At 63.3% G+C, this 21901-nt stretch carries 19 protein-coding genes; 1 reads left to right on the forward strand and 18 read right to left on the reverse strand.

Annotation, left to right across the window (positions count from 1 at the left end; all coding sequences use genetic code 11):
* Positions 1-8 precede the first annotated feature (8 nt).
* Positions 9-1409, reverse strand: coding sequence for an L-serine ammonia-lyase (locus tag AC6R19_RS04495; RefSeq protein ID WP_500578440.1), 1401 nt, complete (start codon positions 1407-1409; stop codon positions 9-11).
* A gap of 4 nt (positions 1410-1413) precedes the next feature.
* Positions 1414-2685: a serine hydroxymethyltransferase gene (gene glyA / locus AC6R19_RS04500; protein WP_500578441.1), complete on the reverse strand. Its 1272-nt coding sequence runs from the start codon at positions 2683-2685 to the stop codon at positions 1414-1416.
* 93 nt (positions 2686-2778) lie between these two features.
* On the opposite strand from glyA, the gene AC6R19_RS04505 reads away from it, so the two are divergent.
* Positions 2779-3648: a LysR family transcriptional regulator gene (locus AC6R19_RS04505; protein ID WP_500578442.1), complete on the forward strand. Its 870-nt coding sequence runs from the start codon at positions 2779-2781 to the stop codon at positions 3646-3648.
* A gap of 276 nt (positions 3649-3924) precedes the next feature.
* Here the strand turns inward: AC6R19_RS04505 and AC6R19_RS04510 are convergent, their stop codons facing one another.
* The 16 genes from AC6R19_RS04510 to AC6R19_RS04585 form a co-directional block, all read right to left on the reverse strand.
* On the reverse strand, positions 3925-4908 hold the full coding sequence (locus tag AC6R19_RS04510; protein WP_500578443.1) for a hypothetical protein: 984 nt from the start codon (positions 4906-4908) through the stop codon (positions 3925-3927).
* 21 nt (positions 4909-4929) lie between these two features.
* Positions 4930-5673 carry a copper homeostasis protein CutC gene (locus AC6R19_RS04515; RefSeq protein ID WP_500578445.1) on the reverse strand — a complete coding sequence of 248 codons (744 nt, stop codon included), beginning with the start codon at positions 5671-5673 and terminating at the stop codon, positions 4930-4932.
* Entirely contained in the window at positions 5670-6638 is a 969-nt protein-coding gene (locus AC6R19_RS04520; RefSeq protein ID WP_500578446.1) for a glycosylasparaginase, read from the reverse strand. Before AC6R19_RS04520 ends, AC6R19_RS04515 begins: the two co-directional genes overlap by 4 nt.
* Positions 6635-7546 carry a glucosamine kinase nucleotide-binding domain-containing protein gene (locus AC6R19_RS04525; protein ID WP_500578447.1) on the reverse strand — a complete coding sequence of 304 codons (912 nt, stop codon included), beginning with the start codon at positions 7544-7546 and terminating at the stop codon, positions 6635-6637. The genes AC6R19_RS04520 and AC6R19_RS04525 overlap by 4 nt, the downstream gene beginning before the upstream one ends.
* A gap of 19 nt (positions 7547-7565) precedes the next feature.
* A complete protein-coding gene (locus AC6R19_RS04530) occupies positions 7566-9671 on the reverse strand; it encodes a vanadium-dependent haloperoxidase (RefSeq protein WP_500578448.1) in 2106 nt (701 codons plus the stop codon).
* Positions 9672-9721: 50 nt separating this feature from the next.
* Positions 9722-11434 (reverse strand): CRTAC1 family protein, encoded by a 1713-nt coding sequence (locus AC6R19_RS04535; protein ID WP_500578450.1) that lies wholly within the window; start codon positions 11432-11434, stop codon positions 9722-9724.
* 74 nt (positions 11435-11508) lie between these two features.
* Positions 11509-14259 (reverse strand): TonB-dependent receptor, encoded by a 2751-nt coding sequence (locus AC6R19_RS04540; protein ID WP_500578452.1) that lies wholly within the window; start codon positions 14257-14259, stop codon positions 11509-11511.
* A 201-nt stretch (positions 14260-14460) separates the two neighbouring features.
* Positions 14461-15153, reverse strand: coding sequence for a gluconate 2-dehydrogenase subunit 3 family protein (locus AC6R19_RS04545; protein ID WP_500578453.1), 693 nt, complete (start codon positions 15151-15153; stop codon positions 14461-14463).
* A 1-nt stretch (position 15154) separates the two neighbouring features.
* Entirely contained in the window at positions 15155-16954 is a 1800-nt protein-coding gene (locus AC6R19_RS04550) for a GMC oxidoreductase (RefSeq protein WP_500578454.1), read from the reverse strand.
* A 140-nt stretch (positions 16955-17094) separates the two neighbouring features.
* Positions 17095-17994 carry a sugar phosphate isomerase/epimerase family protein gene (locus AC6R19_RS04555; RefSeq protein ID WP_500578455.1) on the reverse strand — a complete coding sequence of 300 codons (900 nt, stop codon included), beginning with the start codon at positions 17992-17994 and terminating at the stop codon, positions 17095-17097.
* Positions 17991-18188: a twin-arginine translocase TatA/TatE family subunit gene (tatA, locus tag AC6R19_RS04560; RefSeq protein WP_500578456.1), complete on the reverse strand. Its 198-nt coding sequence runs from the start codon at positions 18186-18188 to the stop codon at positions 17991-17993. Before tatA ends, AC6R19_RS04555 begins: the two co-directional genes overlap by 4 nt.
* 4 nt (positions 18189-18192) lie before the next feature.
* A complete protein-coding gene (locus AC6R19_RS04565; protein ID WP_500578458.1) occupies positions 18193-18894 on the reverse strand; it encodes a 3-keto-disaccharide hydrolase in 702 nt (233 codons plus the stop codon).
* Between the two features lie 26 nt (positions 18895-18920).
* On the reverse strand, positions 18921-19433 hold the full coding sequence (locus AC6R19_RS04570; protein ID WP_500578459.1) for a type 1 periplasmic-binding domain-containing protein: 513 nt from the start codon (positions 19431-19433) through the stop codon (positions 18921-18923).
* Between the two features lie 407 nt (positions 19434-19840).
* The gene (gene lipA, locus AC6R19_RS04575) at positions 19841-20839 is read right to left on the reverse strand and encodes a lipoyl synthase (RefSeq protein ID WP_500578461.1); all 999 of its coding nucleotides are present in this window, start codon (positions 20837-20839) and stop codon (positions 19841-19843) included.
* Positions 20832-21548 carry a lipoyl(octanoyl) transferase LipB gene (lipB, locus tag AC6R19_RS04580; RefSeq protein WP_500578463.1) on the reverse strand — a complete coding sequence of 239 codons (717 nt, stop codon included), beginning with the start codon at positions 21546-21548 and terminating at the stop codon, positions 20832-20834. The genes lipA and lipB overlap by 8 nt, the downstream gene beginning before the upstream one ends.
* The gene (locus tag AC6R19_RS04585; protein ID WP_500578464.1) at positions 21548-21829 is read right to left on the reverse strand and encodes an HP0495 family protein; all 282 of its coding nucleotides are present in this window, start codon (positions 21827-21829) and stop codon (positions 21548-21550) included. Before AC6R19_RS04585 ends, lipB begins: the two co-directional genes overlap by 1 nt.
* Between the last annotated feature and the right edge of the window lie 72 nt (positions 21830-21901).

The raw sequence follows: 21901 nt of genomic DNA on the forward strand, positions 1-21901 counted from the left end.
TTTTCCGATTAGCATTCGATGATATTGACCGGCAGATCGATCACATTGACCGCCAGGCCGCCGCGCGCGGTTTCCTTGTATTTGTCCTGCATGTCGCGACCGGTGTCGCGCATGGTGCGGATCACCTTGTCCAGCGATACCAGGTGTTCGCCGTCGCCGCGCAGGGCCATGCGCGCGGCGCTGATCGCCTTTATCGACGCCACCGCATTGCGCTCGATGCAGGGTACCTGCACCAGTCCGCCGACCGGGTCGCAGGTCAGGCCCAGGTTGTGCTCCATGGCGATTTCCGCCGCATTTTCCACCTGCCGGGGCGTTCCGCCGAGCACCTCGGCGAGACCGGCCGCGGCCATGGAGCAAGCGGAACCCACCTCCCCCTGGCAGCCCACTTCGGCGCCGCTGATGGAGGCGTTTTTCTTGAACAATATGCCCACCGCCGCCGCGGTGAGCAGGAAGCGCACCACATCCTCGTCGGTGGGATTTTTTGAAAAGCGCATGTAGTAGTGGAGTACGGCGGGGATAATGCCGGCGGCGCCGTTGGTGGGCGCGGTGACGATACGACCGCCGGCTGCGTTTTCCTCGTTTACCGCCAGCGCGTAGAGGGTGACCCAGTCCAGCGCCGACAGCGGGTCCGACAGGCAGGCCTCGGGGCGGCTCAGCAGCTGGCGATTCAGGTTGGCCGCGCGGCGCTTGACCTTGAGGCCGCCGGGCAGGATTCCCTCGCTGCGGATGCCGTTGGCGACGCACTCCTGCATCACCTGCCAGATCTTCATCAGGCCCGCGCGGGTCTCGGCCTCGCTGCGCCAGGACGCCTCGTTGGCCAGCATCACATCGCTGATGCGCAAGTCCTCGCGCGCGCAGATCGCCAGCAGCTCCTCCGCCGACTCAAAATCGAAGCGCACCGCGCGCGCCTGTTCCGGCACGCGATCCGCCTGCGCCTCGCGCTCGGTCACCACAAAGCCGCCGCCGACGGAGTAGTAGACCTCCTCCGTCAGCAGCTTTGCGGATTCGTCGAAGGCACTGAAGCGCATACCGTTGGCGTGCAGGGGCAGTTCCTCCTCGCCGAGCAACAGCAGGTCCCGCTCGGGACTGAATGCGATGGGCCGCTCGCCGCCCAGGTTCAGGCGGCGCCTGCTCTCGATGGCTTCCACCCGCGCGTCCACACTGGCGGTGTCCACCAGTTCCGGCTGCTCGCCCTCGAGGCCCAGCATCACTGCCTTTGTCGTTCCGTGGCCGACGCCGGTGGCGCCGAGGGAACCGAACATATGCGCACTCACCCGCGCGGTCTGTGCGAACACATTCTTGTCACGCAACAGCTGCAGGAACTGGCCCGCCGCCTTCATGGGCCCGACGGTGTGGGAGCTGGACGGACCTATGCCGATCTTGAACAGGTCGAAAACACTCAGGGACATAAAATCAGGCCCCGGCGTAAACGGGGAAGGCCGCGCAGAGTTCCGCGACCTTTGCCCGCACCCGCTCCTGCTCCGCTTCCAGTGCCTGCGGGTCCTCGAGCTTCTCGAGGAGGTCGCAGATCCAGCCCGCCAGCTGTTCCGCCTCGGCGGTGCCCATGCCGCGGCTGGTGATCGCCGGCGTGCCGATGCGCACGCCACTGGTCACGAAGGGCGACTGCGGATCGTTGGGCACTGTGTTCTTGTTGACGGTGATATTGGCGGCGCCCAGGGCCGCGTCGGCGGCTTTGCCGGTGACGCCGCGCTTGCTCAGGTCGATCAGCAGCAGGTGGTTCTCGGTACCGCCGGACACTATGTCGAAGTCCCGCGCGAGGAAAATTGCGGCCATGGCCCTGGCATTGTCGATGACCTTCTGCTGGTACCTGGCAAACTCCGGTGCCAGCGCCTCCCTGAAGGCCACCGCCTTGGCCGCAATCACGTGTATCAGCGGCCCGCCCTGGATACCGGGGAAAATCAGCGAGTTGAACTTTTTGCCCAGGCCCTCGGCATCGCGGGCCAGTATCAGGCCGCCGCGGGGCCCGCGCAGTGTCTTGTGGGTGGTGCTGGTGACCACATCGGCGAAGGGCACCGGGTTCGGGTAGAGGCCGGCGGCCACCAGTCCGGCCACATGGGCCATATCCACGAACAGGTAGGCACCCACCTTGTCGGCGATCTCGCGGAAACGCTTCCAGTCCATCACCCGGGAATAGGCGGAAAAGCCGGCCACGATCATCTTCGGCCTGTGCTCCAGGGCCAGGCGCTCGACCTGGTCGTAGTCCACCAGCCCCGTCTGCGGGTCCAGGCCGTACTGCACTGCATTGTAGAGACGACCGGAGAAGTTCGGCCTGGCGCCGTGGGTCAGGTGGCCGCCGCAATCCAGGGACAGGCCGAGGAAGGTGTCCCCCGGCTGCAGCAGGGCCATATACACGGCCGCATTGGCCTGGGAGCCGGAATGGGGCTGCACGTTGGCGTAGTCGGCGCCGAACAGCTGTTTTGCGCGCTCTATCGCCAGCTGCTCGACCGTATCCACATGCTCACAGCCACCGTAGTAGCGCTTGCCCGGATAGCCCTCGGCGTACTTGTTGGTGAGCACCGAGCCCTGGGCGGCCATAACCGCCGGGCTGGTGTAGTTCTCGGACGCGATCAGTTCGATATGCTCTTCCTGGCGCCGGCGCTCGGCTTCGATGGCCGCATACAGCTCGGCATCCAGGGGCTGAAGGTGGCTTCTCAACGGGTCCATGGGGATCTCCTCAATTGTATTTATTGAGCGATCCTAGTCTCCCTGATAAGATTTTTTAAATTTATACTTCCAATTTTTCCATTAGAAATCCTTATGCAACCAGGACACAGGAATATCCCCACCGAGTGGCTGCGCACCCTGGTGACCGTGATCGATGCGGGCGGCTTCACCCTGGCCGGGGAACTGCTGGCGCGCTCGCAGCCGGCGATCAGCCTGCAGATGAAACAGCTGGAGGAGCGCCTCGGCCGCCAACTGCTGTTGAGAGCGGGCCGCTCCCTGAGCCTCACCGAGAGCGGCCTGCGCGTCTACGAACAGGCGAGGAAGATACTCGCACTGAACGACGAACTGGTGCTGGAGTTCAGCGGCAATTCGGTGACCGGCAAACTGCACCTGGGCATCCCCAGCGAGTTTGCCTCCACCCTGTTGCCGCGGATTATCGGCAGCTTTTCCCAGAGCTACCCGGATGTCGCCCTGGAGGTGACCAGCGACCTGAGCCGCAACCTGCTGGCCAAGGGAAGGCGGGAGAACTTCGACCTGATCCTGGCCCTGCAGGAGGACGAGGCCAACCCGGACGGCCAGGTGGTGATCCGCGATGACCTGGTGTGGGTGGCGAGCCAGAAACACTCGGCGCAGCTGCTGAAGCCCCTGCCGCTGGTGCTGGCCCCGGAGGGCTGCATGTATCGCAAGCGGGCCGAGAGGGTACTACGGGCCGCGGGTATCGAATCGCGCAACGTGTTCACCATTCCCGACCTGAACGGCATCCAGTCAGCCCTGGAGGCGGGGCTGGGTATCACCGCGCTGACCCGCAGCACGGTGCCGGAAAGCCTGCGCATTCTGCGCAACTCGCGCCAGCTGCCGAAACTGGGGGAGATCTGCATCGGCCTGCACTTCAAGAGCCGGCGGCCCAGCGAGGCGGCGATACGCCTCGCCGAGCATTTGCAGAGTGGGTTGAATATCGCCTGAGTGACAGTCGCGTCAGTTGGGCAGTTCCGCTAAGCCCGTATTGAACAGGGTAAAGCCGTAGGTCCCCTGCCGCCGGTAAAAATCAAATGTTCGCAGGCCGGCCGGGATCACAACCGGTCGGCGACGCGGGCGCAGGCCATAGTTTTACTGCCTCGATGCCGGCGCTGTCGATGCAGACTTCCACAGCTCCGGGGTCGCCGACCACGAGGCCATGTCAGTCATACAATTTCCACTTAAAAAAAGACGCCCGAAGACGCCCAGTGCAACATCGCACAGTCAAGGTGAATAGAAGGCGGCCCCGGCTGAGCCGGGAGAGGATTTCCAGGACGGATTCGCACCGCCGAACACCGCATTGATTGCATCGGCATAAGACGCGGCCCCGGGCGAATTATCGAAGTCATCGTAGAGCCACATAAACCCGCCCTCTATGCCGCACGACTCTGTCCAATTCCGCAGGCGGCTTTGCGCTTCCGCCGGCAAAACTTCCCGCGACCAGAGCCCGGCAACCAGCGGCAGGCCCAGGCCCCAGTTGCAGGGGTTATTGGCGGAACCGCCGTCGTAAACCTGCAGGTAGCTCAGATCCACCGTGCCGCTGTGAACCGAATTAACTCCATCGACAAAGGATCGCCAGAAGTCTTTATTCTGATAGGGAGCTATCGCGGTTTGAAAACCGATATCGGACAACATCACATGGAATGCCACCGCGGAGTCGACATCGTAAGTACCCTCGTCATCGTTATTCAGAGCATCCACCGCGGGAAATGCCTCTTTCAACGCGCGAAAATTCCGGTACAGGATGCTGTCCTTTCCTGTGCCACAGTGGCTCTCTTCACAGGCCAGTAAATCTCTCACATTGTCATAAGTGCCAGAGCCCCAGCCGCTGAGTCCAAACTCGACCCGGGTGATGGATGTATCACCCGTTTTCAGCGAGGAGATATCCTTTCTGAAAAGGGGGTAAGACTGGTCACCAATATAAATTCCATCCTTTACCAATGGAAACTCGGCGTTGAACCCTAGGCTACCGTCCGCTTCGATATGGATGGTCCAGACGATGACATGGGTGAATCCGGACGATTTCAGCTCGCCAATGGCGTAATCCCGTTTCTGATAGACGGGCCCGCCGGCATAGACACCGGAAATGGCGAGGGACGCCAGGGGCGATACCAGCGCCAGGCACAAACCGATCAGAGAAAGGCTATTTGATTTTTTCATTTTTTTCTCCTGGAGCATCTCGATATCAACCCAGCCATCGAGATGCATTTGCATATTCCCAATCAAGTTTTACGTTGCACTCATCCGGCAACTGCGTATGCTCCTGAGCATCTCTCTGATCAGCTTTACGTCGGCAATCCCCCCCGAGTGCAGTCCGGAGTGGCTGTGCAGCGACAAGGAGGTATCCGCCGGGGACAATCTTTCGAGCAGCGGCAGAATATTCGCGCAGCTGATGCCGCCCCCCACAACAACTTCAATACGCCCCCGCGCGCAGCTTAGTGTGTGACTGACGGTGTCCACTGCGTCCAGTGCGGAGATACGCTCGACCAGCGGCGCGCCGGCGGTCAGCACCCGCTCCACGCCCCTCTCGACCAGCTGCTCTATGGCCAGCTCCCTATCCGCCAGCTCATCGAAGGCCCGGTGAAAGGTCGCACTGAGCTGGTGCCGGCGGATAACCGGCAGCAGCTGATCCAGCGCTTCCAGGTCCAGCTGCCGGCCCTGCAGCGCACCCAGGACCACACCGCCGGCGCCGGCATCGGCCGCCATCGCAATCTGTTCGGCCATCCGCTCGATTTCGCCTGGCCGGTAGCAGAAGTCGCCGGTGCGCGGGCGTATCATCGCCAACACACCGGCGCGGCGGCCGAAAATATCCCGCGCTGCGCGAATCTGTTCCGCCGTCGGTGTCAGGCCGTCGAGCGCGATGGCACTGCACAGCTCTATGCGCCCGGCGCCACCGGTCAGCGCATTGGCCACCGAGCGGCGCAGCCTGTCCATGTCGTCGCAGTCGAGACAGATTTCCAGCGGTATGGTCACAGCTTACTCCCCGCGTCGATCATCCTGGCACCGCGCCGGTCGCGGACTGCGAAGTTGAACCCCGGGTGAATGCAGTGGGCGCCGTAGTTGCCGGCCTTGTCCAGGGCCAGGAATCCCACCTGGAACCGGCGGTAGTCGGGCAGCTTGCGCGCTATGCGCTCCACCGCCTCGCGACAGGCTTCCTCCGGCGAATAACCGTGGCGCATCAGTTCGACCACCTGGTGGCAGCCGACGGTCTTGATCATCAGCTCGCCCATGCCGGTGGCCGTGGCCGCGCCCACCTCGTTGTCGACGTAGAGACCGGCGCCGATAATCGGCGAATCTCCCACCCGCCCGTGCATCTTGAAGGCGGCGCCGCTGGTGGTGCAGGCACCGGACAGGTTGCCGGCGCTGTCCAGGGCCAGTATGCCGATAGTGTCGTGGTTCTCGATGTTGATCACCGGCTGGTAGCGCGCTTCCAGCAACCAGTCCCGCCAAGCGGCCTCGGCCCTGGGTGTCAGCAGGTTTTCCGGCCGGAAGCCCTGCTCCAGGGCGAAGCGCCGGGCGCCCTCGCCCACCAGCATCACATGGGGCGTCTCCTCCATGACCTTGCGCGCGACGGACACCGGATGGCGGATATCCTGCAGGAAGGCCACGGAACCGCAGTTCTGCTTCTCATCCATAATGCAGGCGTCCAGGGTCACCTTGCCCTCCCGGTCCGGGAAACCGCCGTTGCCGACGCTGGTTACCTCCGGGTCCGCCTCGGGCACCCGCGCCCCGGCCTCCACCGCATCCAGTGCGCGGCCGCCGCGGGACAGCAGCTCCCAAGCGGCCTCGTTGGCGGGGCCGCCGTGGTTCCAGGTGGAGATGACGATGGGTTTGTTGGCCCTGGCCCCGCGCCGGCCCGTGGCCCGCACCGGCGCCGCGGCCTGCGCGAGCAGGCTGGCCAGTAGGGAAAATTTCAGGAATTGTCTCTTGCTGTTCACAGTGAAGTACCTGTTTCCGGAATGGGGGTCGGCGCAGGAGCCATGCCCTCCCTGGTCAGGTAAATGGCCCCCACTTCCGCCGGCGCCCTGGCCGGCACCAGCCGGGCGGCGATATCAGGCGCCAGCCAGGGCACAATCCGCTCGCCGATACCGCCCACCAGGGACAGGCGCGGCGGTTTCCTTTCCAGCAGGCGTGCCACCACCCGGTCGATAAAGGCGGCGGCCTGCCGCAGTATCCGCCCGGCCACCGCATCGCCATGCTGCGCCGCCTCGAAAACTACCGGGGCCAGGGCCGCATAGCGGTCGGCGGTGGCGCCGGCCAGGGCATTGGCGAGCACCAGGCCCTCGCCGCCCAGCTCCCGCGCCAGCAGCTTCACGAGCAGGGTCTCCTCGCCCAGCCGGTCGTAGGCCAGCAGCGCGGCGTTCACGGCGGCGAAGCCTATATGCGCGCCGCTGCAGGCCTCCCCCATCATGAAGCCGTGGGCGCCAATGGTGTGCGTCGCGCCGCCGACCACCGCCAGCGCACTGAAGCCGGTGCCGACGATAATCACCGCACCGTCCCCGCCGCCGTGGGCGCCGAGGCAGGCGATATGGAGATCGTCCGTCAACACCAGTTGCGCGAAGGGGTGCGGCGCACTGCCCATGGCGTCCCGGTAGCGCGGCAGGTGCAGGCCGGCGACGCCGGCACCCACCCGCAGCCGGCCCAGCAATTCAGGGGCCAGGCCCGCGTCGGCCAGGGCCGCGACCGCAGCCTTTTCAATGGAGCGCATGGCCAGGTCCAGCCCGTAACAGGGGTTGGCGGGACCGCCGAAGCCGCGCCCCAGCAGGCTGCCGTCAGCGGATTCCAGCCGCGCGCGGCAGCGGCTGCCGCCCGCATCTATGCCGAGAAAATACCGGTCGTTCGCCACTTTTCTCTCCTCCGATCAGTCAGTAGGTCCGGCCGGCGGCCCTGAAACCGCGGGCGGAGAACAGCATGGCCAGGCCGAACAGCAGTTCGACGAGCGTGAGACTGCCACCCGAGCCCTTTTGGGGACTGGACGTCTCCTCCTGCGGTTCGGGCTCCGGCTCGGGAATAGCGCTGCCATCGAAATAGGATTTGGCCAGGGCGTAGGCCGCCAGCCCGACCTTCTCGCCGACGCGGCGCCCGGGCACATCGTCCACCGGCGGGTGGATGCCGCCCCAGATGCGCGACAGGCTGGTCTGGTCGGACGCGTCCCTGTAGGTGGCCCACTGCAGTACCAGGTCCACGCTGGGCCCCTCCTCGAACACCAGGAACTCGTTTTTCCTGGCCACGAACTCCCCCATGCCGCCGGGGAAGTATTCGTTGCCGGTCAGCAGCGTCAGTGTCTCGGCGGCGGCGCGGGAAAAGGTGGAATGCCCGGAGATGTAGCCGGCGAAGGGCGGCGTGACGAAGGTGGGGCGCTGGTAGGGCCACCAGTTCTCCGCCAGTATCCAGCCGACGCCGGCCATGTCGGTGGCCGGGTCCGCGATATGGTCGGGCCCGCGCCAGGCGTAGAGCTTGATTTTTCCCAGGTGCTCGCCGTCCGCACCCGCCAGGGAGTCCCCCGCCTCCACCACTTCCACCAGGCCCTCGTAGAGCGGCAGGCCATTGTGGTGGTAGCTGGGCAGCGCCGGGTCTGAGCTCTGTCCCAGGGAGGCCATATAGCGGATGGCGGACAGCGGGCGTACATAGTCGTACCAGCCCTTGATGCCCCAGGCGGCGATGGCCGCGTCGTGCACCGCCCCGCCCAGGGCGAAGTAGGCTTTGACATCCCACTCCAGATCGTCGAGGGACGCCCCCGCCCCCTCGAACTGTTTCCTGAATTGCGGGTGGTCGCTGACGGCCTCGTTGAGGATGGTGAACCAGTGGCCGGGCGGGGTTTCCGAGTCCGGGCCGTCGGCCCAGAACTCCGCCAGCACCCGGGTGTAGTCCCCGCGGGGCACCATCTGCGGCTCGTAGGGAAGGCCTGTGGCCGGGTTCAGGTCCCGCCCCCGGTCCGTGGAGCCGCCGTCGACAGTGCGGTAGAAATCCCGCAGGCCGGGAAGGTCCAGCGGCAGGGCCGTGGTATTGCCCACCGACGCCGGGGAGATATCGATCATCACCCCGTCGGCGGGGTCCAGGTGGGACGACCAGAGGGCCACCAGGGTGTGATTCCAGCGATACTCGTCCGGCAGTGCCCCGTCCCCCTGCAGCAGGGCCGGCGCGCCGGGATCGTGGTAGACATGGTAAGTCTGGCCGTCCCGTTCGTAGACGCTGCGGTCCCCGTCAGTGAGGGCGAAGGGCATCACCCTGCCCCACTCGGCGCCCAGGAAGGGCGGCGTGTTGGTTTCGTTGCCCGCCTGGTCGACGAAGATATCCAGCTCCAGGGGCTGCCAGCGGTCGGGGTCCGACATGCCCGGTGTGCCCGGCTGTGCCGGGTTCAGGGGTTGGTTGACCGGCTGGTAGTGGCTGTTGGCGTAGCCGCCGGCCTCGTTGGCGCCGTCCTGCAGGCCGTACTCGATCACGCAATTGGCCAGGTAGTTGCCCAGGGCCGCGGCACTGCCCGACGAGAGGTCCCGGCTGTCGAAGTCCCGGTCCACGCCCAGGGCGTCGGCCATGTTGTTGAAACGCAGCCGCGACACGGCCGCGCCCGGGGAATCGGCGAAGCGGTGCCTGAGCAGGGCGTACATGCCATAGCTGATGGCCTGGGCGCGGGCGCCTTGGATATCCCCGGCGCCGTCCCGCAGCGCCTGCTTCTGCACCTCGTCCAGGGCGCAGTCGAAACCGTGCACCCGGTTGCCGAGGAAATAGGTATCCGCCGTATCCGAGTAGACCGCCCAGGCGTCGTACATCAGCGCCGAAGAGTGAAACAGGTTGCGCGCGTGCACCGTCGGCCGCGCGTAGTCCACGCGGATCGCCGCCAGCAGCGCCTCGTTCCAGTTGCGCGCCGCCGAGTGCGCGGGGTTATACAGCTGGGTTTCATCCTCGGACAGGGCCGGGGCGGCCTGTGCCAGGCAGACCGCGGCGATCAGGCCGGCGATAAAGTCTCTCATAGCGATTTTCCTCTTTTTATCGTTTTTATGGCGAGCATTTGTCGTCTTCGTCACTGGCGGTACTCCACCAGCGCGCCCGCGGGCACGGCCTCGTGCACCTCTTCGCGATCGTCCGGCCAGGTGATCTGCACCCTGTCCGCCTGGCTGGCGCTGCCCAGGCCGAAGATCTGCCGCGTCGGATTCTGGGAGGTGAAGTTGGTGCCAATAGTGATCTCGCGGGTCTGGGTCACCGCGCCGACGGTCACGGCGATGCGCGCGCCGGCGGCTTCGGTGTTGGGCGCACTGCCGTGCAGGCGGATGCTCAGGGTGTTCTGGCCGGCGGAATCGTTGCGGTAGAAGGACGCTGAGTTGTCCAGGTTACGGTGGGTGACGAAGACGTCCACGTCGCCATCGTTGTCGAAATCCGCGCAGACCACACCGCGTCCCTGCTCATAGTCAACAATGCCGCTGCTGCCCGCCCGGTCGGAGAAGCTGCCGTCGCCGTTGGCGATATACAGCCGGCTGGGGTCCTTGTCGAACACTGTGCCGGTGGTCAGGTTGTCCCAGCCGTTGGTGTGGTAGAGGTCCAGGTGGCCGTCACCATTGAAGTCCGCGGTGCAGGCGCCCCAGCCCCAGCCGCCGTCCATCACGCCGGCGGCTTCGGTCACGTCGGCAAAGCGGCCGCTGCCGTCGTTGCGGTAGAGGCGGTTGCCGTGATCGGGGTTCCCGGCCGCCTCGTCGTAGATCGCGGTGACAAACCAGTCGAGATCGCCGTCGTTATCGTAGTCGGCCACCGCAGAGCCCATGGCGCTGTAGACGCGGAGATCGCTGTCGCCGGTGGCATTGCGGAAAGTGCCGTCGGCGTTGTTGACATAGATCAGGCTGGTGCCGAAATCGTTGGCCATCAACAGGTCCGGGTGGCGGTCGCCATTGATATCCGCAAAGGTGGGCGAAAACGAATAGTCGTAGACGCCGTCGAGCACGGCATTTTCGATGGGCGGGAATATGGCCGTGTCCGAGATGCCGGCCTCGACGCTCACGTCGGTGAAGCGGATGCCCGAGGCGTCGCTGTCGTTGCGCCACAGGTGCTCGGTGGAACCGTGGTTTTCGCTGTCGGCGTAGCCGACACCCCAGTGACTCAGCGCCATGTCCAGGTCGCCGTCCAGGTCGTAATCGCCGAAGGCTGCCGAAGAGGTGTTCCCGGCCTGCATCCGGTCTATGCCGGACTCCTCGGTGACATCGCTGAAGCTGCCGTCGCCGTTGTTGGCGAAAATAAACGAGGGCGAGCTGTAAAAGCCACCGATAAACAGGTCCAGGTCGCCGTCGCCGTCCATGTCGGCAAAGGTGGGCCCGCTGAGGCGGTGATTGCCATTGCCGTTTTTCGTGTAGGCGAGCCCCGCCTCCTGCGCCACATCGATAAAGACGTTGTTGCCCTCGTTGCGGTACAGCTTGTTCGGGCCTATATCGCCGCGCACAAGGAAGAGGTCCACATCGCCGTCCCTGTCGTAATCACCGGCGGCGACACCGCCGCTGAAGGCTTCGGGATCGCCGCCCTGCGGGTTCAGGTAGCCGTGGATATAGTGGATGCCGGTAGCGTCGGTGGCGTCGACGAAGGTGACCGCAGGCGGGCCCCCGATCGGGTCGGAACCACCGCTGTCCATATCGCTGCTGCCGCTGTCACCCCCGCCACCGGAACCGCCGCAGCCGGCCAGGGCGCCACAGATGGTGGCCAGCAGCAGGCGCGCCTGGATCCGGCTGCGCACACATTTGTATAGTTGGCTCACGCCATTCCCTCCCTTCCGGTGCAAACCCGCATCGCGCCAGCGCGGCTGACGCCGGCGCGATGCGCCCGCCGTTACTAGAACTTGTAATTGAGCCCCATGTAGAAACGGCGGCCGGTGTAGAAGCGGTTGTACAGCCGGTCCTCGGAGCCCCAGTAGCGCTCACCCACTTCCTTGGTCAGGTTGATCGCCGAGACATTCAGCACCAGCGCGTCGGTGAAGTAGTAGGAGCCGTTGACGTCCACCTGGCCGTAGCCGTCGGTGTACACCGTCTGGCCGTTGGACTGCTCGCCGGCGTAGTCGTCCCGGTAGTTGTACGACGCCCGCACACTGAATTTGTCGGTTTCGTAGTAGGCCGACAGGTTGTACTGGTGCTCGGAGGTGCCCGGCAGCGGAATCTCCTTCTTCGAGCCGTCGACCTCCAGGGTCGCCAGGGAGGTGTCCGTGTAGGTGTAATTGGCAATCACCCCGCCGCCGAAGTCGAAGGCGTGCTGGTAGAAGAGTTCCAGCCCCGTGGATGTGGCGTCGGTGCCGTTGACCGGCAGGGAGAAGATCACATCCACCGGCTCGGTGCGGTTGGGCACTTCGCGCTTCTCTGTGGTCTGGGCCATGGTGACAAAGGAATCGATCTCCTTGTGGAAAACCGCCGCGCCCAGTACCGAGGCACTGCGGAAATACCACTCGGCGCCCAGGTCGAACTGGGTGGAGTCGTAGGGTTCGAGATCCGGGTTACCGCGGGAGCCGGTGGTCATGTTCGAACCCTCCGGCGGCGCGTTGAAGCCCTCGGAGGCACCCAGGCTGCTGTAGCCGACCCGGGCGACCACCCGCGACGCGGCGGCGCGCACGATGAGATCCTCGTAGGCCTCCCACTTCAGGTTGAAGCTGGGCAGAACGTCGGTGTAACTCCCGGTATTGACATCCAGCTCGTCATCGCGGATGCCCAGGGGGGCATCAAAGGTCTCCGCCCGCTGCTCCGTCCGCACCAGGCGCAGGCCCAGGTTGCCGCTCAGGGCGCCGGTGTCAAAATTGCCCTGCAGGTAGGCCGCGGTGATTTCCTCGTTGATGTTGAAGAAATTGTTGGGGTCGTCCCGGCGGCTGCGAATAAAGTTGTCGTCGAGCCAGGCCGTGTAGGCATCCCAGTCCACGGACAGGAAGGAGGTTTCCGTTCCCGCTTCACCGGTCAGGCCGTCGACCCGGTGAATAAAGCTGGCGATTTCCGCCGCGGACGGCAGGTTGGAGTCTGTGTGCCAGTACTCGTAGCCCAGTCCACAGCAACCACCCCAGAGGGTGGCATTATCCGGGTCGCCGTCGTCCCAGACCAGGTTTTCGAAGCGCCGCCCGATCTTGTGGTCGCGATACTTGGCGCCGACGTCGAAGGACTCAAAAATGCCCCACTCGGTTTCCAGGCTGAAATCCACCTGGGCGTAGAACTCTTCGTCCGACGAGGTGCCGGCATCGGTGGAGCGCCAGCCAAAGCCGTTGAAGTCCGCCGGTTCGGCGTCGTAGTGCAGTATGGTGTCGGCGTGCAGATCCCAACCGTAGGACTGGGTAGCGCCGCCAACGCCGTAGAAGCGCTGCAGGTTATTGAAGCTGGTTCCGCCGCTGGACTCCGTGTGGCCGACGTTCGCGGATGCGGTGTACCAGTCGCCGTCGTAGACCACTTCCAGATCATAGGTATCGGACTTGGATTCCGACAGGGAGCGGCGGGAACCTATGGCCGGCGCCTGCAGGTCGACGCCGTGGTCCGACAGGTCCGCGTCCGCCAGGTCCATGGCGACAATGGTGTCGCCGTCGTAGCGGACGCTGCCCGGTACTATCGCCGGGTCGCGGTAATCCCATTCCGCCGCCAGGATCAGGTTCTGGTCGTTGTTCTGCTCAAGCCTGGCACCTATGTAGTTGAAGGTGGTGGATATCCGATCGGTGGGCTCCCACTGCAGGGTCACCTGGTAGCCCTGGCGGTCCCGCGCCTCCTTGGACTGGGACTGGACCACGGCGAAGGGCGCATAGCCGGTGATTTTATTGCCGGCGGTATCCTCCAGCGATGCCTGGGCAAAATCTTCATCGGCGCGTGCGTCGTCAAACAGGGTCCAGTTCTCCAGGGAGATCTGCTCGCCGATGCTGGTGCGCTCCTGCGAGGTGTAGGAAACCAGCACGCCGAAGTTTTCCGCTTCGTTCTTCCAGGAATAGAGCCCGCTGTACTGCGGCTCCATCTCGCCGGTCACGTCCGCGTAGGTCTCCTCGAAATTGAGAAAACCGGTACCAGATTCCATATTCAGCGGGCGGCGGGTGTGGACTATGATGGTGCCACCCAGGCCGCCTTCGTCGATTTTGGCTTCCGGTGTCTTATAGACTTCCGTGCGCTCTAGCAGGTTGGCCGGCAACAGGGCGAAGTTGAAGGAGCGCTGCGGGTCCCTGGAAGTAGAGGCAGTTGCGATATAGTTGCCATTGAGCTGGGTCAGCGTCAGCGCCGAGCTGGTACCGCGGATGCTCACATACTGGCCCTCGCCGCCGCTGCGGGTGATGGATATACCGGGCACGCGCTGCAGGGCGTCGGCGACATTCTTGTCAGGAAACTTGCCCACGTCCTCGGCGGTGATGGCGTCCACGAAAGAGGCCGCGTCGCGCTTGATGTCCAGATTCCGCTCCAACGTGGAACGAATACCGACCACCTCTATCTCCTCCATGGCCTCGCCTTGCGCAGCGCTCTCCTCTGCCGCTTCGGTCTGTGCCTGGGTCGCGCCTATAGCACTGAAGAGGACCAGCGCACTGGCGGAAGTCCGCAGGACTCCCGAGTAGTAGTTGGTTCCGGGAAGTTCTCTCTTCTTCATTATCCTTATCTCCACTTTTCTTTTTTGTTTCGGCTTTCCGTACACCCTTAACCTCTGACCCGACCGGAAATCGCCGCGTAATTGCTGTTGTTTACCGCTTCACTGGTTACCCGGCAGTTTTTTACCGCCGGATTGATGGCTCGCACTGTCACATGGCTCACCTCCTTATCGGCGCCAATTGAAGAAATAAACCCGCCCGACTCATCCCTCCAGACCGAGTCGCGCCAGAACTTCCGGCGGCGGACCGGGGAACTCCGCCATGGGTTTGTTGCCCACATAGCCGATATCCGCCATGCCCGCTTCGGTGGTGTAGAAGGCGGTGGCGGTCAGGTTGCGCACCTTGGCAAAGAAGCGGGCCCCTGCCTTGAATTCGGCCTTGGCAGTTTTTTCCCACTTGATGTCGTCGCAGATGGCGGACTTCTGTGAGTCGTCGAGCTCGGTAAAGGGCCGCTGGAAGCGCCGGTTGGATTCGCTGTCTAGCCAGACAAGGCCGCCGCGCACGGTGATCAGGTCCGCCTTGTTGTTGTCATAGGGTGCGCTCACATATTCGTTGATATAGTGATGGGCACCCACCGCTGAGGCGCTCGGCGATATTTCGTCTGCGGGAATGATCACGTCGCACAGGGCCGCCAGGGTCACCAGTTCCCCTTCATCCAGTACGAAATCCCAGTGTATGGTGGGGTTCAACAAGTCCGGATCCGTGGGCGAGCGCAGTGGGGTTTTCTTTGCCGACTCGGGATTGCGTGGAGCCTCCACCGGGGCGGGTTTAGCCGCTTTTTCCACCGTCTTCTCCGCCATCTTTTCCGCGCAGCCGATCACTGGCACCGAGGCGGCGGTGGTGGCAATGATGCGCAGGGCGTTGCGGCGGCTCAGGTTCAGTTTTTTGTCGCTCACGTCAGATACTCCTCTGCTTCAGCTGGTCCACGATGTAGTCGCAGGTGCGCCAGGCGAGTGCCATGATCGTCAGGGTCGGGTTTTTATCTGCGTTGGAGACAAAGGGCGCACCATCGGTGATAAACAGGTTGGGCACCTCCCAGGCCTGGCAGTAGGGATTGAGCACCGAGTCCTTGGGGCTCGCGCCCATGCGCGCCGTGCCCACCTCGTGAATAATCGCCCCGCCGTTGATGATTGCCTTGGCCCCGTCGCTGTGTACCGGCGAAGTCGTCTTACCGCCCATGGCCTCGATAATCTCGGCAAAGGTCTTGTGCATGTGCGCGGCCTGGTTCAGTTCCTGCTCGCTCCACTTCCAGTGGAACTTCAATACCGGTATGCCCCACTGGTCGACTTTGTCCTTGTCGATTTCGCAGTAGGAATCCTCGTTGGGGATCATTTCCCCGCGGCCGTCGAACCACACAAAGGAGCCATAGTAGCGGCGGCAGGCCTCCTTGAAATCCCTGCCGTAGGCACCGCCGGTAAAGTCGCCCATGCCGCCGAAGGCGCCGGCGCCGGGCATGCTGCGGCCGCCGCCGAACTCGATGTGGTAGCCGCGCGCAAAATTCAGCTCGCCGCGTAACTGCTCCCTGTACTTCCACCAGGGCATATACATGTGCATGGCCGAAGCGCCGTCTTCGTTGTGCGGCGGCAGGTTCTCCAGCGCCGGAATCTGGCCGCTGACGCCGGCGCCCACGGTATCCATCAGGTACTTGCCCACGACACCGCTGCCGTTGGCCAGGCCGTCGGGGAAGAGCGGGCTCTTGGAATTCAGCAGGATGCGCGACGTCTCCGCGGCGCTGGCCGCCACCACCACGACCCGCGCACTGGCGTATTCCTCGCGGCGGCTGTTCTTGTCGATGTAGAGGACTCCGCTCGCACGGCCCTTCTTGTCCACCGTGACCTCGCGCACCATGGCATCGGTGATGATGTCCAGGTTGCCGGTGGCCAGAGCGGGCGGCAGCAGCACGGTGGTCGACTGGAAATTGGCCTTGATGGAGCAGCCGCGCCCGCAGTGGGTGGCCCAGAAGCAGGCCGCGCGGGACTGCATCGACTGGCGGGTGACTTCCTGCGCGAGCTTATTGTCCGGAAATAGCTTCTGCGGAATATCCTCGTGATCCAGGCGCTCGCTGAGGATCGCCAGGTGAGAGGGAATCACCGGAATACCGAGTTTCTCGCAGGCTTTTTTCGCCAACAGCTCGTAGGCGCGCGGCTTGGGCGGTGGTAGCAGTATCCCCTCCGGCGAGTCGGGGGTGTTTTCCAATCCCTCGTTGGTGCCGTAGACGCCGATCAGCATTTCCGTCTTGTCGTAGTAAGGCGCCAGGTCTTCGTAGCCGATCGGCCAGTCGAAACCCAGCCCGTCGCGGGAATAGGGCTTGAAATCGTATTCGCCCATGCGCAGGGAGATACGCCCCCAGTGGTTGGTGCGCCCGCCGAGCATGCGTGCGCGCCACCAGTCGAACTTCCGCCCCGGTTCTGTCGAGCCCTGGGTATAGGGTTCGCCTGGAACCTGCCAGCCGCCGTCGACTGTGGCATCGTAGAAACCGAAGGGCTTGTCCGGCGTGCTGCCACCGCGCAGGGGTGCGTCTTTGGGCAGATTGAACATCGGCGTCTCCTTAACCGGGTCATAGGAGCGCCCCGCCTCCAGCATCAGCACCTTAAGGCCGGCCGTGGCCAGCACATAGGCGGCCATACCACCGCCGGCACCGGAGCCGACCACCAGCGCGTCGTACTCTTTTTTGTTGTTGAACCGTTCACTCGACATCACATTTCTCCCGTTACGCTGATTCTTTATTTTTTTGCAACCTAGCCCGCGCATAGGCCAGGCTCTCTGTAACCGGTTACATCTTTCGGTAATTTTTTATAGCGTCTACAGTGCACCGATAAGGGTTTGGAAAAATCCGCTCATACCAAAAGCCGCTCCGCTTTCAGCAGCAGTTTCTTCGTCGCCATAACACCCAGGTCCTCGTCGCCCTCACCTTCGAACTCTATGCCAATATGCCCCTGATAACCGGCATCGCGAATTATCCGCAACATACGCACAAAATCCGTATTTATCTCGCTGCCATCCGCATCGAAGTCAAAACTCTTGGCACTGATACCGCGGGCGTAGGGCATCAACTGGCGCACGCCCAGGTAGCGGTCGTAGTCACCGAAATTACCGAAGTCCGGTAGGCTGCCGCAGTTCGGTAGGTCCACTGCGGCCAGTACCTGCGCCAGCCAAAGGCCGTCGGAGGAGTAGCCGCCGTGGTTTTCGACGATAATATTGATATCATAATCACGCGCGAACTGCGCAAGTCGGCACAGGCCGTCCACCGAGGCCGCCTGCACCTCTTCCCGGCTGCCGCGCCCCGAGGCATTTACACGGATCGAGTGGCAGCCCAGGTATTCCGCCGCCGTTACCCATTTGTAGTGATTTTCCACCGCCCGCTGCCTGCGCGCGCCATCCGGGTCTCCCAGGTCTCCCTCGGCATCCACCATGATCAGCAGGCTCTGCACACCGTGGTCCGAGGCCCGGGTTTTCATCTCGCCCAGGAAGTGGCGGTCCTCGGCTCGATCCATAAAGAACTGATTGACGTACTCCACCGCCCCTATATCGAACGCCTTGTGCGTCTTGACCGGGAAATCCAGCACCTTGAGTTCGCCGCTTTTCAACTGGCGGTGCAGGGACCACTGGGCCAGGGATAGTTCGAACAGCTTTTTGTCACTCCCGCCCGGCTGGGACAGGCAGCCCGGCGACAGGGAGGACATCAGGGCCACGGACGTGAAGCCCCCACTTTTGATCAGAAACTGCCGCCTGTTCATGCGCCCTCCCCTTTTTCAAGCGTTCCGCCTTCGGCAGTCGGCGCTTCCTCGGCGCCGCGCAACGATTTGCGGAAACCACTGATGGCACCGCCGATATCCTCTCCGAGGCTGCGAATCCTGCCGCTCCCGAAAAGCGTCAGTGCGATCAGGAGCACTATCAGCAGTTGCCAGATACTGATTCCGGAAATTCCCATAAGGTCACAACTCCCGGATCTTGATGTTGCGGTACCAGACCTTGTCGCCGTGATCCTGCAGGGCAATATGGCCGCGATCGGTTCGCGCGAACTGCGGGTAACCGGAAAACTTGCTGTCGGCGAGGCGCGCCCGCCAGTCTTCGGACCAGAGTTGGTAGCTGACGATCCTGCGGCCGTTCAGCCAGTGCTCCACGCGGCCGTCCTCGACCCGGATTATGGTGCTGTTGAATTCCCCCGCGGGCCGCACCGCGGCTTCGCTCGGCGCATAGAGGTCGAACAGGGCTCCCGCGCTGTGGCTGGGCTTTTCCAGTTCCGGGTAGGCGGCGTTGTCGAGTACCTGGTACTCCATGCCGCTCATCCACACTGGGGCGTCTTCGTCGGCCACGCGATAGATGATGCCGCTGTTACCCCGCTCGGATATTTTCCATTCCAGTTGCAACTCGAAATCCGCAAATTTTTCTGCGCTCACCAGGTCTCCGGCCCCGCCGGCGGTGAGTACCAGGTTGCCATCGATCACCTGCCAGGTGTCACCGATCCGGGAGCCATTTACTCCGGTCCAGCCATTGAGTGTCTCGCCGTCAAACAGTGGGCGCCACTGCTCCGCAACGTCTGCCTGCGCACCCTGCTCACAGGTGGAGGCGCCACATAGCAGCGCCAAGCCGACTGCCACCAGCTTTCCGAGTTTCGTTTTTGTTCCGGTTACCATTATTTTTCTCCCGTTCTGCTAGCGGCTTAGCCGGTAAATGTGTTCAGTCTCGGCAGGGCCCGATGCTCTCCCGAACCACCAGATCGAAGGAGAGCTTGGTGCGCTTCTGCTCCAACTGCCGGCAATAATCTGCAGCAGCATCTGTCCAGCTCCACCACCGGATAGCTGGCGTCGTCGGCAATGCGTTCACGGGCATTGACCATAGGTCCCGACACAGCCAGGGCCGTGTCCTTATCCGCGAAGGGATAACGGCAGTCGAGCTGGATCAGGCCGTCGGCCTGGCTGGTCAGTGCCATACCGGCGTAGAAGTGCTTCCGCTCAGGCTTGCCCTGGGTATCCCCCAACAGTACCGAATAGCCCTGGTCCTGCGCGGCCTGCTCTGTTCCCCTGATCACCTTGGAGAAGAAAGGGTTGGCAACATTGGGCACCAGCACCACGACCGCAAAGGGTTCTCCCGAGCCCAGACCGATCACGAATATGGACAGGTTGCCGACCAGGAATACCCTTTTGTAGCGGGCTGCCTCTGCGGGAGCTTTCATCTGATCCCTCTCCGTTGTCATTATTATTTATTTTTTCGGTGTCACCGGCCCGGTTTCAGTCCAGGCCCAGTATCCTGCGGTTTCTAGCAGTCGATGCACGGCAGTGTAACCGGTTACATTCGAGTTTCGCAACCTTCGTCGACGAATAAAAAGGGAGTTGGCGCCATATTCACCACCAGCCCTCAGCAAATCGAGAGCAGGCAGGAACTCTGAAAGTCCTCGCTAAAACGAGGGCAATACCTTCACTGAGACCGGATCATTCTGAAGAGAAAGAATAGAGATAGAGTCAGGAGGGAATTGATGATTTTATGGAAGAGGGGCTGCGTAGGAACACAATAGCTTCTACTAACAAGCCCCCTTGGGTAGCATTTATCGCGGTGCAGAGTACTTTTGGATTGGGGTTCGCGCTAGCTGACCTTTTCCCCATGCGCCTGCTTATCGGCGTGATAGGAAGAACGCACCAGCGGCCCGCAGGCGGCGTGCTTGAAGCCGATCTGTTCGGCGTAGCGGCGGTACTCCTCGAACTCGTCCGGGTGCACGTAGCGCTGCACCGGCAGGTGCTCTTTACTGGGCTGCAGGTACTGGCCAATGGTCAGCATGTCGATATCGTGCGCGCGCATATCGTCCATCACCCGGAATATTTCTTCCTTCTCCTCACCCAGGCCCACCATCAGGCCGGACTTGGTCAGCACGTCCGGGCGGCGCTTCTTGTATTCCTGGAGGAGTTTCAGCGACCACTTGTAGTTGGCGCCGGGGCGGGACTCGCGGTAGAGGCGCGGCACCGTTTCCAGGTTGTGGTTGAACACGTCCGGGGCCTCTTTTTCGAGGATATCCAGCGCAATGTCCATGCGGCCGCGGAAATCCGGGGTCAGGATTTCCACCTGCAGGTTCGGGGAGTGTTCGCGGGAGATGCGGATGCAGTCGGCGAAGTGCTGGGCACCGCCGTCGCGCAGGTCGTCGCGGTCCACCGAGGTGATCACCACATAGCGCAGGCCCATGGCGGCGATGGCTTCTGCCAAATGTTGCGGCTCCTCCGGATCCAGCGGGTTCGGCTTGCCGTGGCCCACGTCGCAGAAGGGACAGCGGCGGGTACAGATCTCGCCCATGATCATGAAGGTGGCGGTGCCGCCGCTGAAGCACTCGCCCAGGTTGGGGCAGCTGGCCTCCTCACACACGGTGGCGAGTTTCTGCGAGCGCAGGATGCTCTTGATGCGGTCCACCTCCTTGGAGGCGGGCACCTTGACACGGATCCAGTCCGGCTTGCGCAATACCTGGTCGCTGGCAATCACCTTGACCGGGATGCGCTCCACCTTGTCGCCATCGCGCAGCTTCTCGCCCTGCTGCAGGCGGCGGGTGCGTTTTACCGGTACCAGGTCGGGCCTCTCGGTTCTGGAATTATCAGCCATTGCTCGTTTCCTGCTTCTCTGTGTCCTGCTCAGGGGCGCTGAGTCGCGTAAAAATGGGTTCTTCCAGCGGCTGCCAGTTTTCCTCCGGCAGCGCCAGGGTGCGCAACAGTTCGCGCACGAAAATCTCTGCCACCCGGTTCCAGCCGGGCACCGGCTGTACCAGTTCGGCCATCTGCACCATCTGCATGCCGGCATAGCCGCAGGGGTTGATGCGCAGGAAGGGCGCCAGGTCCATATCGATATTGATCGCAATGCCGTGGAAGCTACAGCCGCGGCGTACCCGCAGGCCGATGGAGGCGATCTTGTTGCCGGCGCGGGGGCCCTCGGTCAGGTAGACGCCCGGCGCATCGGGGCGGGGGGCGGCGGCGATGCCGAATTCTTTCAGCATTTCGACGGTGGCGGTCTCCAGCGCGGTGACCAGGTCGCGCACGCCTATCCTGGCGCGGCGCAGGTCCAGCAGCGGGTAGACCACCAGTTGGCCGGGGCCGTGGTAGGTCACCTGGCCGCCGCGGTCCACCTGCACCACCGGTATGTCACCGGTGTTCAGCAGGTGCTCCGCCTTGCCCGCCTGGCCCTGGGTGAACACCGGTTCGTGCTCCACGCACCAGATCTCGTCCAGGCTGCTACCGTCACGGCTATCGGTGTAGCGGGACATGGCGCGCCACACGGACTCGTAATCGCGCCGGCCCAGGTTCCTGACAATGGTCATCAGAGCACCATATGCACCGACGGGTGCGCCTTGAGTTCCTCGAACAGCGCCTGCAGCTGCGCCTCGCCGGTGGCGACGATAAAGAAGGTCATGGAGGTGAAGTTGCCGCCCCTGCTGTCGCGCAGGGTGATGCGCTCCTCATCCAGGCCAGGTGCGTGGCGGCGCATGACTTCCAATACGAATTCATGCACCTCGTCATCGGCATCGCGGACGACCTTGACCATATAGTCTTCGCAGGGGAACTCGATTTTCGGGGGCTGCTGATTGGGATCTCGACTCATACCGCTCTCCGGGGCCGCACAGTAGACAGGGTGAAACCGGGGCGCGACCGGGCGGCGATTATACAGTGGTGC

The sequence above is a fragment of the Microbulbifer sp. SE14 genome (genome assembly GCF_059834885.1).